This window comes from Variovorax sp. GW531-E2 (assembly GCF_059423125.1).
Window position 1 is genome coordinate 1 of record NZ_JBWKXQ010000018.1, and the last position, 13847, is coordinate 13847.

The window sequence follows — 13847 nt, forward strand, 5'->3', positions numbered from 1 at the left end:
CACGCTCACGCCGATGGGGTGCCTTGCGCAGCGAAATCAAGGGGGAGCCCGAAGGGCGGAGGACATTCGCGGAGCAAGGCTCCCCGTCGGCGGGAGCGTCGCCCTGAATGTCAGGCGCTCAACCCGCCAACCCGACGTACACGTTCTGCACGTCGTCATTCGCGTCGATGGCCGCAAGAAACGCCTCGACCTCTTCCAGGTCGGCAGCACTCAGGCTCGCCGGATCAATGGGGTTCTTCGGCCGGTAGCCCAGCTTGGCCGACAGCACGGTGAAGCCCTGGGCCGGGAGCGTGCGGCTCACGAGGTCGAGGTCGGCGGGCTCGGTCAGGAACAGGGTGGTGCCGTCTTCGGCGCCCGGCTCGAAGTCCTGCGCGCCGGCTTCGATGGCGGCCACTTCGGCGTCGGCGTCCTTGCTGGCGGGCTCGGCCTCGATCATGCCGAGGTGGTCGAAGTCCCAGGAGACCGAGCCGGAGGTGCCGAGCTGGCCCTTGCGGAACAGCACGCGCATTTCAGGCGCGGTGCGGTTCACGTTGTCGGTCAGGCACTCGACCATCACGGCCACGCGGTGCGGGGCGAAGCCCTCGTACATGACGTGGTCGAAGTGCACCGCCTCGCCCGTGAGGCCGGCGCCCTTCTTGATGGCGCGGTCGAGCGTGTCCTTCGGCATCGAGACCTTGCGGGCCTGTTCGACGACCAGCCGCAGCCGCGCGTTCGAGGCCGGATCGGCGCCGTTGCGCGCGGCGATCATGATTTCCTTGGCCAGCTTGCCGAACAGCCGGCCCTTGGCATTCGCGGCCACGTCCTTGTGCTTGGCTTTCCATTGCGCGCCCATGTCTGCATTCCTTGGTGTTGTGGGGGGCGGCGAAACGCCGCAGCCCCCGAGGATGCCACGAGCCGGGGGCGGCGCCCAGCCGGCCCCCTTCCGCCGTCAGGGGCGCCGCTTCTGTTCGCCCTCCTCCGGCGCCAGGCTCACCCACAGGGCGGCGCCCACGATCAGCAGGCCGCCGGCCCAGCCCCAGGCGCCGATGCGCTCGCCCAGCCCGAGCGCCGCGATGGCCGCGCCGAACACCGGCTCGCTGCCCATGAGCAGCGACACCCGGCTCGGGCTGCTGCGCGAGGCCGCGTGGTTCTGCGCGAAAAAGGCGAACACGGTGCACAGCAGCACGAGATACGCCATGCCCCACCAGAAGCCGGCCGTGGCGGGCGGCAGGTGCCAGGCGCCGCCGCCCGACACGGCCACCAGCAACAGCGCCGCCGCGCCCAGCGCCATCACGCCCGACTGCACGGCCGTCAGCGTGAGCGCCGGCAGGTTGTGGCGGCCGGCCAGCCGGCGCGTGAGGCACACCATGACGGCGCGCAGGAAGGCAGCGGCCAGCATGAGGGCGTCGCCCCACCCCATCGACAGGTCGGCGAGCGAGGGCGCCGAGAGCAGGGCCGCGCCCACGGCCGAGAGCCCGGCCGCCCAGAACACGCGCCGCGCGGGCCGCCGGCCCAGCAGCCGCCACTCGACGAACGGCGTGATCGCCACGCACAGGCTGATGAGAAAGGCGGCGTTGCTCGCGAGGGTCAGCGACACACCGAAGGTCTCGCACAGGAAGATGGCGAGCAGGTTGGCGCCCAGCAGGCCGCCCACGGCGAGCCCCTGGCGCCATTGCGGGTCGCGCCACAGCGGCCGCAGTGCGGGCAGCAGCACGAGAAAGGTGAGGCCGAAGCGCAGCGCGACGAACTCGAGCACGGGCAATTGCTGCGTCGCCTGCTTGGCCACCGCGTAGCTGCCGCCCCAGACCGCCGCCACGAGCAGCAGCATGAGTTCGGCCGGGCCGACGCCGGCCGTCCACGACCCGCGCCCCGCCGGGACCGCACCTTGCAACGCCTTTGAATCCATACTGTCTGCCCGCGGCCCGGGGCGCCTGAAAGAAGAAGAGAAGGCGCATTGTTCCGGGCGGCACCAGGGCCGCACAGCCGTCGGCCGGAACAGGACTCTTGCGTGGTCGGAACGAATTCATTTCTCAAGGTGCTGCCCGAGATGGTCACCTTCGTGCGGGTCGCCGAACTGGGCAGCTTCTCGGCCGCGGCCGACCTGCTGGGCATCACGCCCTCGGCCGCGAGCCGGCAGGTGAAGCGGCTCGAACAGGAGATCGGCGTGCAGCTGCTGCAGCGCACCACGCGCCAGCTGCGGCTCACGGAGCCCGGCGCCGAGGCTTTTGCGCGCTGCCGCGAGCTGGTGGCGGCGGCGCAGGGCGCGATGGACATCGGCGCGCAGTTCGCGCGCACGCCCACCGGCCGGGTGCGCCTGAGCGCGCCGAAGGCCTTTGCGCGGCGCGTGCTGCATCCGCACCTGCTCGACTTCCTGCGCCGATACCCGGCGGTGGACGTGCAGCTGATCGTGGCCGACCGCGATATCGATCCGATCCGCGAAGGCGTCGACCTCGTGGTGCGGCTGACCACGGCGCCGCCCGAGGGGCTGGTGGCGCGGCGGCTGATGGCGGTCGAGCACATCCTGTGCGCCACGCCGGCCTACCTGGCACGCCACGGCGCCATCGCGCACCCGCACGACCTGCGCGCGCACAGCTGCCTGTCGCTGGGCGAGCACGAGCGCGACAACCACTGGCGCTTTCGAAAAGACGGTGAAGACGAGGTCGAGGTGGTGGTGGACGGCCGCTACGTCTGCAACCACAGCGAGATGCGGCTCGACGGCGCGCTCGCGGACCTGGGCGTGGCCTGCGTGCCGGCCTTCACGGCGCGCGAGGCGCTGGACGACGCCCGCGTGGTGCGCGTGCTGCCCGACTGGGCGCTGCAGGGCACCTACCAGGGGCACGCGTGGTTGATGTACCCGCCGAGCCGCTACCTGCCGCCCAAGTGCCGGGTGCTGGTCGAGCACCTGCTCAGCGCGGTGCCTTCCCCGTGAGCACGCGCACGGCCTCGGGCAGTGAGTGGACCTGTGGCATGAAGTGGTCGATGAGCGCGCCCAGCGCCACCGCGCAGACCACCGCGCCCAGCAGCGGCTTCCAGGTGAGCCGCACCGCCGCCATGAGCCAGCCTTCGCGCGCCACGCGCACCGCGGCGCGGGCCGACACGTAGGAGAAGGCGACTTCGATCGCCACGGCCAGCAACGCGTCCCAGCTGAAGTACAGCAGCACCAGCGAGCCCGCGCCGAGCACGACGGCCACGCACAGCAGGAAGATGGCGAGCACCGGCACGACGATGATCGCGCCTTCGTCGGCGCCGCCCGCGGCGTCGAGCGCGCCGCTGGCCACGTCGGAGAGTGCGCTGCCGCTGTCGGCGGCGTCGGGCGCGCACCCCGGATCGCCTTCCGTGGTGCCGCCCAGGTCTTCGGGCGCCTCGATCTCGGTGCGCCGCTCCACCAGCCGCTGCGCCCACCAGCGCAGCACGCACAGGTACCCGACGTAGCCCACGCCCAGCGTGACGAGGTAGCGCACGGCCAGCGACTCGACATGCAGCAGGTGCATCTGCAGCGCCGAGACGCCCCACATCAGCAGCAGCGTGAAAGTGCCGATCAGCAGGCCGTGCGTGCGCAGGCTGTGATCGCGGTGCAGGTCGCGTTCGACCTGCGTTTCCCACAGGCGCACGGAGCGCCAGTTGGAAAGAACCTTCACGTCATTCGTCGGCGGGTGCGAAGGGCACCCGCGGCGCGACCGCGCACATGAGTTCGTAGCCGACGGTGCCGGCGGCCTGCGCCACCTCGTCGATAGGCAGCACCGCGCCGGTCAGGGCCGAGCGGCCCCACAGCGTGACCTCGGCGCCGAAGGCGGCATCGGGCACGGGCGTGAGGTCGACGGTGATCATGTCCATGCTCACGCGGCCCACCATGCGGGTGCGCACGCCGTTCACCAGCACCGGGGTGCCGGTGTCGCAGTGGCGCGGGTAGCCGTCGGCATAGCCGACCGCCGCGATGCCGATGGTGAGCGGGCCCTCGGCCGCGAAGCGCGAGCCGTAGCCGATGGTGTCGCCGGCCTTCAGCGTCTGCACCGAGATGAGCCGGGTCGACAGCGTCATGGTCGGCTGCAGCTGCCAGTGCGCCGCGTCGTGCTCGGGGAAGTCGGGGGCGCTGCCGTACAGCACGATGCCGGGGCGCACCCAGTCGCCGCGCGTGCGCGGCGCGTGGCGCAGCGTGGCCGCGCTGTTGGCGATGGAGCGCTCGCCGGGCAGGTCGCGCGTGGCGCGCTCGAACACTTCGAGCTGGTGCTCGATGCCGCGCGGGCCGTCGGCGTCGCTGAAGTGCGTCATGAGCGAGATCTCGTCGACCTGCGGGAGCGCGTTCAGGCGCGTCCAGGCCGAGCCGAAGCGCTCGGGCGAGAAGCCCAGGCGGTTCATGCCGGAGTTCATCTTCAGGAACACGCGCTGCGGCTTCAGGGTCTTGTGGGCCGCAAGCATGTCGATCTGCTCGTCGCAGTGCACCGAATGCCACAGGTCCAGGCGCGAGCACAGCTCCAGGTCGCGCGCATCGAACACGCCTTCGAGCAGCAGCACCGGGCCGCGCCAGCCCAGCGCGCGCACGCGCTCGGCCTCGGCCAGGTCGAGCAGCGCAAAGCCGTCGGCGCCGCGCAAGCCCTCGAAGACACGCTCGATGCCGTGCCCGTAGGCGTTGGCCTTGACCACGGCCCAGACACGGGCGTCGACGGCCGAGCGGCGGGCGCGGTCGAGGTTGTGGCGCAGGGCGGCGGTGTGGACGGTGGCGAGAATGGGGCGCGGCATGGCGGGTGTTGGGGTGGTTTCAGACCACGTTTTAGCATCTTCGGGAATGGGGTCGAATCCCGTGGGGATGCCTGAATTCGCGTCGTACCCCCATGCTATAACCGCCCATTCGCGCCTGACGCGACACTTTTTCACTACCGCCAGCAGACCCTCTGGCCAGCCAGCCCATCGATGAAGCGCGGTTTTTACACGATCATGTCGGCCCAGTTCTTTTCGTCGCTGGCCGACCAAGCGCTTTTCGTCGTTGCCGTCGATCTCATGCGAAGTTCGGGCGCCCCCGAATGGCAGCGGGCCGCCCTGGTGCCGATCTTCGCGGTCTTCTATGTGGTGCTGGCCCCGCTGGTGGGCGCCTTTGCCGACGCACTGCCCAAGGGCAAGGTGATGTTCATCAGCAACGCGATCAAGGTCGTGGGCTGCCTGATGATGCTGTTCGGCTCGCACCCGCTGCTGTCGTATTCCATCGTGGGCCTGGGCGCCGCGGCCTACTCGCCGGCCAAGTACGGCATCCTCACCGAGCTGCTGCCGTCGTCGCAGCTGGTCAAGGCCAACGGCTGGATCGAAGGGCTGACCATCGCCTCGATCCTGCTGGGCATCGTGCTCGGCGGCATGCTGGTGGGCCATGCGGTGTCCAGCCAGCTGCTGCTGATCGACCTGCCCTTCATCGACACCGGCATCGACTCGCCGGCCGAAGCCGCCATTGCGGTGCTGATCTTCGTCTACGTGCTCGCGGCCTGGTTCAACACCCGCATCCCGCACACCGGCGTCGAGATGCGCCCGCTGCGCTCCAACCCCGAGCAGAGCATGGTGCGCAACCTGGCCGGCCTGCTGCCCGACTTCTGGCATTGCAACGCCCGCCTGTGGCGCGACCGGCTGGGCCAGATCTCGCTGGCGACCACCACGCTGTTCTGGGGCGCGGGCGGCAACCTCAAGTACATCGTGCTGGCCTGGGCCGCCGTGGCGCTCGAATACAACACCACCCAGGCCTCGGCGCTGACCGGCGTGGTCACCATCGGCACCGCGGTGGGCGCCATCGTGGCCTCGATGTACATGCGGCTGGACATGGCCACGCGCGTGATCCCGATGGGCATCGCGATGGGCCTGATGGTGATCTGCATGAACTTCATCGGCAACGTCTGGCTGGCGGTGCCGTTCCTGATCATCCTGGGCGGCCTGGGCGGCTTCCTGGTGGTGCCGATGAACGCGCTGCTGCAGCACCGCGGCCACAACCTGATGGGCGCGGGCCGCTCCATCGCCGTGCAGAACTTCAACGAGCAGGCCTGCATTCTTCTGCTGGGCGGCTTCTACAGCGTGTGCACGGGCCTGGGCCTGTCGGCCTACGGCGCGATCAGCGCCTTCGGCCTCGTGGTGGCAGGCTGCATGTGGATCATCAAGCGCTGGCACGAGAACAACCTCAAGAAGTATCCTGAGGAAGTCGAGCACCTCCTCGCGATCGCCCGCAGCGACAAGCACCACTGATTTCGCGCGACCGCGTTGGTGCAATGGCCGGCGCGCCGAGCGCCCCCACTCCAACGCCCCATGCCCGCCCTCGCCCTGATGTTCAACGCCTTCGTGTGGGGCGTGTCCTGGATTCCGTTCCGCCAGATCGCCAGCCACGGCCTGCATCCACTGTGGACCACCTGCCTGATCTACCTCGTCATCGCCACGGCGATGGGCCTCGTGCGCCGGCACGCCTGGAAGGCCTTCGCCACGTTCCCGATGCTGGTGGCGCTGGGCCTGGCGGCGGGCTTCACCAACGTGGGCTTCAACTGGGCCGTCACGCAGGGCGACGTGGTGCGCGTGGTGCTGCTGTTCTACCTGATGCCGCTGTGGAGCGTGCTGCTGGCCTGGCTGCTGCTGGGCGAGCGGCCCACGGGCGGCGCGCTGATGCGCGTGGCGCTGGCGCTCACGGGCGTGGTGGTGGTGCTGAAGGCGCCGGGCACCGACTGGCCGGTGCCCTCGAGCCTGCCCGACTGGCTGGGCGTGGCGGCGGGCTTCGGCTTTGCCGTGACCAACATCGTGCTGCGCCACCTGCGGCATGCGCCGGGCGAGTCGCGTGCGCTGGCGATGTTCTGGGGTTGCACCGTGGTGGCGGGCGTCGGCGCGGTGAGCGGCACCGCGTTCGGCGGCATCGATTCACCGCTGCTCGCTTCGCCCGGCTGGCTGGGCTGGGCCGCGCTGCTGGGCACGGGCTTCATCGTCGCCAACGTGTGCCTGCAGTACGGCGCGCCCAAGCTGGCGGCCAGCGCGACCTCTGTGATCATGCTGTCGGAAGTGCTGTTCGCCAGCGTCTCGTCGGTGGCGCTGGGCGCGTCCACCATGAACTCGCGCATCCTGGTCGGCGGCGCGCTGATCGTGCTGGGTGCGGTGTGGTCGGCGTTTGCGCGAACCCCGCCCGCGCGCGATGATGGCGTTTCCGCGTCCACCTGAGGAGCTCTCTCCATGACCAGCGTCTACGACTTCCAGGCCACCCGCATCGACGGCAAGCCGGTGAAGCTCTCGACCTTCCGCGGCAAGGTGCTGCTGATCGTCAATACGGCGAGCAATTGCGGCTTCACGCCGCAGTTCGAAGGCCTGGAAGCGCTGCACGAAAAGTACGCCGGCCAGGGCCTCGCGGTGCTGGGCTTTCCCTCCAACCAGTTCGGCGGGCAGGACCCGGGCACCAACGAGGAAATCGGCGCCTTCTGCATGACCAACTACGGCGTGAGCTTCCCGATGATGGAGAAGATCGACGTCAACGGCAGCAACGCGCTGCCGCTGTACCAGTGGCTCACCAAGGAAAAGCCCGGCCTGCTGGGCAGCACGGCCATCAAGTGGAACTTCACCAAGTTCCTGGTCGGGCGCGACGGCGCGGTGCTCAAGCGCTATGCGCCGCTGGACACGCCGGCTTCGCTCACGCGCGACATCGAGGCGGCGCTGGCCGCCGGCTGAGTTCAGAAGCGGAAATCGGCGCTCTTCGGCGCGCCGCCGACCGTCACGGTCTGGCTTTTTGTCTCGCCCGTCGACGTGCTCACGTCGATCACATAGCGCCCCGCCGGCACGTCGATGAGGCACACCGGGCCGGTGGCGGTGAAGGCCATGGCAGCGGACGAATTCGCGTCGCCGCCCTTGATCGCGACGTTCAGGTTGGCCAGGTAGGCGCCGTCGGCGCGCGCGAACAGCAGCGACAGCGGGTGGTTCTTCATGGCGGCGCGCATGGCGTTCGACTCGTCGGAGCCGATGCCGCCGCACACGTAGCGCGTGGTGCCGATGCCCTGCCAGGGCGGCAGGGCCGAGGGCGGCTGCTGCGCCTGCGCGGCGACGGTGCCTGCGATGCAGGCGGCGGCCAGCAACGCACGGCGCAGCGGAAATGCAGAAACGAAAGACATGGCACGAACTCCTTGCAGCGTCTTCGGCTCGCCATGATGCGCCCCGAACGCGCGGTGCGCACGTCGGACGGCAGCGTGCCCTGCCGTGCGCGCGCGCCCTACCCTGCCGGCGGCTGCAGCGCCGCGTCGAGCAGCTCGACCCAGTGCCGCACGGGCGTGTCGCCGCTGCCGCTTTGCAGGTGCGTGATGCAGCCGATGTTGGCCGAGGCGATGGTCGTGGGCTGCAGCTGCTTCAGGTGGCCGAGCTTGCGGTCGCGCAGCGGGTAGGCCAGCTCGGGCTGCAGCACCGAGTAGGTGCCGGCCGAGCCGCAGCACAGGTGCGATTCGTTCATCGCCACGCGCACGTCGAAACCGAGCGCGCGCAGGTGCGTCTCGACGCCGCCGCGCAGCTTCTGGCCGTGCTGCAGCGTGCAGGGCGGGTGGTAGGCGACCACGCCTTCGGGCGCGCGCACGCGGCCCTGCAGCGCGGGCACGAGCTCGGGCAGCAGCTCGCTCAGGTCGCGCGTGAGGGCGCTGATGCGCGCGGCCTTGGCGGCATAGGCCGCGTCGTGCTGCAGCAGGTGGCCGTACTCGCGCACAGTGACGCCGCAGCCCGAGGCGTTCATCACGATCGCCTCGACCTTGTTGCCTTCGACGAAAGGCCACCATGCGTCGATGTTGGCGCGCATCTGCGCCTTGCCGCCCTCCTGGTCGTTGAGGTGGAACTTCACCGCGCCGCAGCAGCCCGCCTTGGGCGCAATCACCGCTTGAATACCGGCGGCGTCGAGCACGCGCGCGGTGGCGCTGTTGATGTTCGGCGCCATCGACGGCTGCACGCAGCCTGCGAGCATCAGCACCTTGCGCGCATGCGTGGCGGTGGGCCAGCGGCCAGCGTCCTGCTTGGCGGGCACCTTGGCCTTCAGCCCTTCGGGCAGCAGGCCGCGCACCGACTGGCCCAGCGCCATCGCGGGGCCGAACAGCGGCGACGGCAGCGCTTCCTTCAGCAGCCAGCGCGTGGCCGACTCCATGGCGGGGCGCGGCACTTTCTCGTCGACGATCTTGCGGCCGATGTCGACTAGGTTCCCGTACTGCACGCCGCTCGGGCAGGTGCTCTCGCAGTTGCGGCAGGTGAGGCAGCGGTCCAGGTGCAGCTGCGTGCTGCGCGTGGGCGCATGGCCTTCGAGCACCTGCTTGATAAGGTAGATGCGCCCGCGCGGCCCGTCGAGCTCGTCGCCGAGCAGCTGGTAGGTCGGGCAGGTGGCGGTGCAGAAGCCGCAGTGCACGCACTTGCGCAGGATGGCTTCGGCTTCGCGGCCCGCGTCGGTGTCGCGGAATTCGGGGGCTAGTTCGGTTTGCATCGCGGGGTGTCGTTTCTTTTTTATTGGTCGCCTGCGAAGAGCCGGCCGCGGTCGAAGACCCCGTGCGGATCGAACTCCTGCATCAGCGCGCGATGGATGCGCGCCACCGGCGCACTCAGCGCGTCGAAGCGCCGCACGTCGCAGTCAGCCGCTTGCGCCGCGGGCACACGGAACAGCGTGGCATGGCCACCCGCTGCGTGCGCGGCCTCGCGCAGGCGCGCCGCCTGCGCGGGCGGCGCGAGGTACCAGCGCTGCCCGCCGTGCCACTCGACCAGCGGCGCGGCGCAGCCCTCGATGGCGATCACCGGCGCGGTCTGCGGCACCGACAGCCGCCACAGCGCCAGCGACCCGGCTTCGTCGAGTGCGAACCACGGCATGCGCTGGTCGCGCAGCGCGGCCCAGCCGGCGGCCGCGCGCACCGGGTCCTGGCGTTCGCCGCCGAGCTGCGCGCAGGCGGCTTCGACGGCCGCCACGGCGCCGCGCAGCCGCAGGCGCAGCACGCCCGCGCCGGGCGCGTGTTCGAACCAGCTGCTCGCGTTCAGCGGCAGCGGGCGCCCGCCCCATTCGTTGAGCAGGCGCAGCGCATCGGCCTGGCTGCAGGCGAAGGCGAGCGTGGCCTCGGCGGGCACCACGGGCAGCACCTTGAGGCTCACTTCGGCGATCACGCCCAGCGTGCCGAGCGAACCCGCCAGCACGCGCGAGACGTCGTAGCCGGCGACGTTCTTCATCACCTGGCCGCCGAAGCTCAGCACCTCGGCGCGGCCGTTGATGAGCGTGGCGCCGAGCACGTAGTCGCGCACCGCGCCCACGCTGGCGCGCGACGGGCCGCTGAGGCCGGCGGCGACCATGCCGCCCACCGTGCCGCCTGCCTCGAAGCACGGCGGCTCGAACGGCAGGCACTGGCCTTGTTCGGCGAGGGCGGCTTCGAGTTCGGCCAGCGGCGTGCCGGCGCGCACGGTGACGACCAGTTCGCTCGGCTCGTAGCTCGTGATGCCGGCGAGCGCGCGCAGGTCGAGCAACTCGCCGCGCGGTGGCTGGCCATAAAAATCCTTGGTGCCACCGCCGCGCAGGCGCAGCGATGTGGCATCGGCCGCGGCGGCGCGCACGCGCTCGACGACCTGCTGGAGGGCGGTATCCGTGTTCATGAAGCTCTCAGAATCTCGGCAGGTCGGGATGCGCCAGCCGGCCGCCGCGCACCACTTCCTTGCCGTACTCGGCGCAGCGCTGCAGCGTGGGAATCACCTTGCCGGGGTTGAGCAGCCCGGCGGGGTCGAAGGCGCGCTTGATGCCGAACATCTGCTCGTTCTCGGCCGCGGTGAACTGCACGCACATGCTGTTGAGCTTTTCCACGCCCACGCCGTGCTCGCCCGAGACGGTGCCGCCCATGGCGACGCTGGTCTCGAGGATGTCGGCGCCGAACAGCTCGCAGCGGTGCAGCTCGTCGGGATCGTTGGCATCGAACAGCACCAGCGGATGCAGGTTGCCGTCACCCGCGTGGAACACGTTGCAGCAGCGCAGGTTGTATTTCTTCTCCATCTCCTGGATCGCCAGCAGGATGTCGGCGAGCCGCTTGCGCGGGATGGTGGAGTCCAGGCACATGTAGTCGGGGCTGATGCGGCCCGACGCCGGAAAGGCGTTCTTGCGCCCGCTCCAGAATTTCATGCGCTCGTCTTCGCTGGTGCTCACGGCGATGGCGGTGGCACCGCAGCCGCGCAGCACGTCGGTCATGCGGCCGATTTCTTCTTCGACCTCTTCCGGCGTGCCGTCCGATTCGCACAGCAGGATGGCCGCGGCATCGAGGTCGTAGCCTGCGTGCACGAAGTCTTCGACGGCGGCGGTCATGGGCTTGTCCATCATCTCCAGGCCGGCCGGGATGATGCCCGCCGCAATCACCGCCGCGACCGCGTCGCCGGCTTTGCGCACGTCGTCGAAGCTGGCCATGATGCAGCGCGCCAGCTGCGGCTTGGGCACGAGCTTCACCGTGACCTCGGTGGTCACGGCCAGCATGCCTTCGCTGCCGATGGCCAGCGCGAGCAGGTCGAGCCCCGGCGCATCGAGCGCCTCGCCGCCGAATTCGATCGCGTCGCCTTCGGCCGTGAAGCCGCGCACGCGCAGCACGTTGTGCAGCGTGAGGCCGTACTTCAGGCAATGCACGCCGCCCGAGTTCTCGGCCACGTTGCCGCCGATGGTGCAGGCGATCTGGCTCGACGGATCGGGCGCGTAGTACAGGTTGAAGGGCGCGGCGGCCTCGCTGATCGCGAGGTTGCGCACGCCGCACTGCACGACGGCCGTGCGGCTCGCGGGGTCGACCTTCAGGATGCGGTTGAACTTGGCCAGCGACAGCGTCACGCCCAGCGCGTGCGGCATGGCACCGCCCGAGAGCCCGGTGCCCGCGCCGCGCGCCACCACGGGCACGGCCAGCGCATGGCAGGCGCGCAGCACGGCGGCCACCTGCGCCTCGGTCTCGGGCAAGGCCACCACCAGCGGGCGCTGGCGGTAGGCCGTGAGGCCGTCGCACTCGTAGGGCGTGGTGTCCTCGGCGTGCCAGATGAGCGCATGCGCGGGCAGGTGCGCCTGCAGCGCCCGCACCACCTGCGCCTGGCGCTCCGCCTTCGACAGCTGCGTGTGCTGGTCGGTCGTGACGGGAGCATTCATGGCGGGAACAACTTTCAGCGGACGACCATCAGGGTGAATGGCCACACATAGGCCTGCAGCGTCACGTACAGGCCGACCAGCGAGGCCAGCGCGATCGAGTGGAAGAACACGTAGCGCAGGATGTCGCCTTCGTGATTGAACCACCGCGTGGCGGTGGAGGCCACCACGATCGACTGGGCGTCGATCATCTTACCCATCACGCCGCCCGAGCTGTTGGCCGCGCCCATGAGGTTGGGCGCCAGGCCCAGCTGCTCGGCCGCGACCTTCTGCATGCCGCCGAAGAGCACGTTCGAGGCGGTGTCGGAGCCCGTCATGGCCACGCCGATCCAGCCCATGAGCGTGCCGAAGAAGGGATAGAACACGCCGGTGTTGGCGAAGGCCAGGCCCAGCGTGGTGTCGGTGCCCGAGTAGCGCGTGAGCGTGCCCAGCGCGAGCATCAGCACGATGGTCATGAGCGAGTAGCGCACCATCCAGAGCGTGCGCACGAAGGTGCGCACGATCTCGACGGGGTTGTACTTCATGAACAGCGCGCTCACGATCGCCGACAAGAGGATGCCGGTGCCCGTGGCCGACAGCAGGTTCAGCACGTACACCGCGCCTTCCTTGGTGGGCGCGGTGACCACCGGCGGCATCTTCTCGATCAGGTTGTGCAGCCCGCCCATCGGGAACGAGGGCGCGAAGACGCCGTTGAGCGCGGTCTTCACCGACGGCAGGCCCCAGATGAAGACGAACACCGAGAGGATCACCCAGGGCATCCACGCGCGCACCAGCGCTTCGCGGCTGTGCACGACGATGGCGGCCGGCGGCTTGGCCTCGTGCGCGCTCACGTCCTTGCCGCGCAGCGAGGGCGAGCGCCACACGTTCTTGGGCTGCCACACGCGCAGGAACAGCACCAGGCTGGCCATCGACACGATGGCCGCGATGATGTCGACCAGCTCGGGACCGATGAAGTTCGACACCAGGTACTGCGGCACCGCGAACGACACGCCCGTGACCAGGATGGCGGGCCACACTTCCATCATCGCCTTGCGTCCGGCGAAGGCCCACACCAGCCAGAACGGCACCAGCAGCGAGAAGAACGGCAGCTGCCGCCCGATCATCGCGGTGACTTCCATCAGGTCGTAGCCGTGCACCTTGGCCAGCGTGATCACCGGCGTGCCGAGCGCGCCGAAAGCGACCGGCGCGGTGTTGGCGATCAGCGAGAGGCCCGAGGCGGCCAGCGGCGAGAAGCCCAGGCCGATCAGGATGCCGGCCGTGACCGCCACCGGCGTGCCGAAGCCCGCCGCGCCCTCGAAGAACGCGCCGAAGCAGAAGGCGATCAGCAGCAGCTGGATGCGGCGGTCTTCGGTGATGCCCGAGAGCGAGTCCTGCAGCACCTTGAAGCTGCCGTTCTGTTCGGCCAGCTGCTGCAGGAAGATGATGTTCAGCACGATCCAGCCGATCGGCAGCAGGCCCGTGAAGCCGCCGAACAGCGCGGCGCGCCCGGCCATCTCGGCCGGCATGCCGTAGGCGAACACGGCGACGGCCAGCGCCGCCAGCAGGCCCAGGCCGGCGGCGATGTGGGCCTTGATGTGGAAGAAACCGAGGCACGCGAGCATCACCACCACCGGGATCGCGGCGAGCGCGGTGGAAATGATCATGTTGCCGAACGGGTCGTAGATCTGCTGCCAGGTCATGCGTTGTCTCCGGGGAGGCTGTTGTTGTGCCCCGCACTCTAGGGAGAAGCGCGCCGTCCGGATTGAAGGTTTTTTGCCCGGACCTTGATAAAAATTTG

13 protein-coding genes are annotated in these 13847 nt (G+C 69.9%); 4 read left to right on the forward strand and 9 right to left on the reverse strand.

Annotated features, from left to right (window positions below; all coding sequences use genetic code 11):
* Positions 1 to 118 precede the first annotated feature (118 nt).
* Together AC07XP_RS13100 and AC07XP_RS13105 are read right to left on the reverse strand one after the other, a co-directional pair.
* Positions 119 to 832 (reverse strand): YebC/PmpR family DNA-binding transcriptional regulator, encoded by a 714-nt coding sequence (locus AC07XP_RS13100; protein ID WP_495264917.1) that lies wholly within the window; start codon positions 830 to 832, stop codon positions 119 to 121.
* A 96-nt stretch (positions 833 to 928) separates the two neighbouring features.
* Positions 929 to 1885: a DMT family transporter gene (locus tag AC07XP_RS13105; protein ID WP_495264918.1), complete on the reverse strand. Its 957-nt coding sequence runs from the start codon at positions 1883 to 1885 to the stop codon at positions 929 to 931.
* Positions 1886 to 2026: 141 nt separating this feature from the next.
* Here AC07XP_RS13105 and AC07XP_RS13110 point away from each other — a divergent pair, with 141 nt between their 5' ends.
* Positions 2027 to 2908, forward strand: coding sequence for a LysR family transcriptional regulator (locus AC07XP_RS13110; protein WP_495264950.1), 882 nt, complete (start codon positions 2027 to 2029; stop codon positions 2906 to 2908).
* Here AC07XP_RS13110 and AC07XP_RS13115 read toward each other — a convergent pair.
* Together AC07XP_RS13115 and alr are read right to left on the reverse strand one after the other, a co-directional pair.
* Entirely contained in the window at positions 2886 to 3617 is a 732-nt protein-coding gene (locus tag AC07XP_RS13115) for a hypothetical protein (RefSeq protein WP_495264919.1), read from the reverse strand. The genes AC07XP_RS13110 and AC07XP_RS13115 overlap by 23 nt on opposite strands.
* A gap of 1 nt (position 3618) precedes the next feature.
* The gene (gene alr, locus AC07XP_RS13120; RefSeq protein WP_070063521.1) at positions 3619 to 4716 is read right to left on the reverse strand and encodes an alanine racemase; all 1098 of its coding nucleotides are present in this window, start codon (positions 4714 to 4716) and stop codon (positions 3619 to 3621) included.
* Between the two features lie 171 nt (positions 4717 to 4887).
* On the opposite strand from alr, the gene lplT reads away from it, so the two are divergent.
* Genes lplT through AC07XP_RS13135 form a run of 3 tightly spaced genes read left to right on the forward strand, consistent with a single transcriptional unit; the run spans position 4888 to position 7644 of the window.
* Positions 4888 to 6192, forward strand: a complete 1305-nt coding sequence (gene lplT / locus AC07XP_RS13125) for a lysophospholipid transporter LplT (protein WP_062476894.1) — start codon at positions 4888 to 4890, stop codon at positions 6190 to 6192.
* A gap of 60 nt (positions 6193 to 6252) precedes the next feature.
* Complete coding sequence (locus tag AC07XP_RS13130; RefSeq protein WP_492742234.1) at positions 6253 to 7143, forward strand: DMT family transporter; 891 nt, start codon at positions 6253 to 6255, stop codon at positions 7141 to 7143.
* 12 nt (positions 7144 to 7155) lie between these two features.
* Positions 7156 to 7644, forward strand: coding sequence for a glutathione peroxidase (locus AC07XP_RS13135; RefSeq protein ID WP_070063522.1), 489 nt, complete (start codon positions 7156 to 7158; stop codon positions 7642 to 7644).
* A gap of 2 nt (positions 7645 to 7646) precedes the next feature.
* Here AC07XP_RS13135 and AC07XP_RS13140 read toward each other — a convergent pair whose 3' ends face one another.
* The 5 genes from AC07XP_RS13140 to AC07XP_RS13160 form a co-directional block, all read right to left on the reverse strand.
* Positions 7647 to 8081: a carboxypeptidase regulatory-like domain-containing protein gene (locus AC07XP_RS13140; protein ID WP_307589536.1), complete on the reverse strand. Its 435-nt coding sequence runs from the start codon at positions 8079 to 8081 to the stop codon at positions 7647 to 7649.
* Positions 8082 to 8179: 98 nt separating this feature from the next.
* Positions 8180 to 9418 carry a glycolate oxidase subunit GlcF gene (gene glcF, locus AC07XP_RS13145; protein ID WP_495264920.1) on the reverse strand — a complete coding sequence of 413 codons (1239 nt, stop codon included), beginning with the start codon at positions 9416 to 9418 and terminating at the stop codon, positions 8180 to 8182.
* A gap of 20 nt (positions 9419 to 9438) precedes the next feature.
* Positions 9439 to 10563, reverse strand: a complete 1125-nt coding sequence (gene glcE / locus AC07XP_RS13150; RefSeq protein ID WP_495264921.1) for a glycolate oxidase subunit GlcE — start codon at positions 10561 to 10563, stop codon at positions 9439 to 9441.
* Between the two features lie 7 nt (positions 10564 to 10570).
* Positions 10571 to 12073: an FAD-linked oxidase C-terminal domain-containing protein gene (locus tag AC07XP_RS13155; RefSeq protein WP_495264922.1), complete on the reverse strand. Its 1503-nt coding sequence runs from the start codon at positions 12071 to 12073 to the stop codon at positions 10571 to 10573.
* Positions 12074 to 12087: 14 nt separating this feature from the next.
* Positions 12088 to 13749 (reverse strand): L-lactate permease, encoded by a 1662-nt coding sequence (locus AC07XP_RS13160; RefSeq protein ID WP_095949827.1) that lies wholly within the window; start codon positions 13747 to 13749, stop codon positions 12088 to 12090.
* Between the last annotated feature and the right edge of the window lie 98 nt (positions 13750 to 13847).

Bases quoted from the DNA above. Each gene is read 5' to 3' on its own strand.
- AC07XP_RS13100 (WP_495264917.1), bottom strand. From the start codon at position 832: ATGGGCGCGCAATGGAAAGCCAAGCACAAGGACGTGGCCGCGAATGCC.
- AC07XP_RS13105 (WP_495264918.1), bottom strand. From the start codon at position 1,885: ATGGATTCAAAGGCGTTGCAAGGTGCGGTCCCGGCGGGGCGCGGGTCG.
- AC07XP_RS13110 (WP_495264950.1), top strand. From the start codon at position 2,027: ATGGTCACCTTCGTGCGGGTCGCCGAACTGGGCAGCTTCTCGGCCGCG.
- alr (WP_070063521.1), bottom strand. From the start codon at position 4,716: ATGCCGCGCCCCATTCTCGCCACCGTCCACACCGCCGCCCTGCGCCAC.
- lplT (WP_062476894.1), top strand. From the start codon at position 4,888: ATGAAGCGCGGTTTTTACACGATCATGTCGGCCCAGTTCTTTTCGTCG.
- AC07XP_RS13130 (WP_492742234.1), top strand. From the start codon at position 6,253: ATGCCCGCCCTCGCCCTGATGTTCAACGCCTTCGTGTGGGGCGTGTCC.
- AC07XP_RS13135 (WP_070063522.1), top strand. From the start codon at position 7,156: ATGACCAGCGTCTACGACTTCCAGGCCACCCGCATCGACGGCAAGCCG.
- AC07XP_RS13140 (WP_307589536.1), bottom strand. From the start codon at position 8,081: ATGTCTTTCGTTTCTGCATTTCCGCTGCGCCGTGCGTTGCTGGCCGCC.
- glcF (WP_495264920.1), bottom strand. From the start codon at position 9,418: ATGCAAACCGAACTAGCCCCCGAATTCCGCGACACCGACGCGGGCCGC.
- glcE (WP_495264921.1), bottom strand. From the start codon at position 10,563: ATGAACACGGATACCGCCCTCCAGCAGGTCGTCGAGCGCGTGCGCGCC.
- AC07XP_RS13155 (WP_495264922.1), bottom strand. From the start codon at position 12,073: ATGAATGCTCCCGTCACGACCGACCAGCACACGCAGCTGTCGAAGGCG.
- AC07XP_RS13160 (WP_095949827.1), bottom strand. From the start codon at position 13,749: ATGACCTGGCAGCAGATCTACGACCCGTTCGGCAACATGATCATTTCC.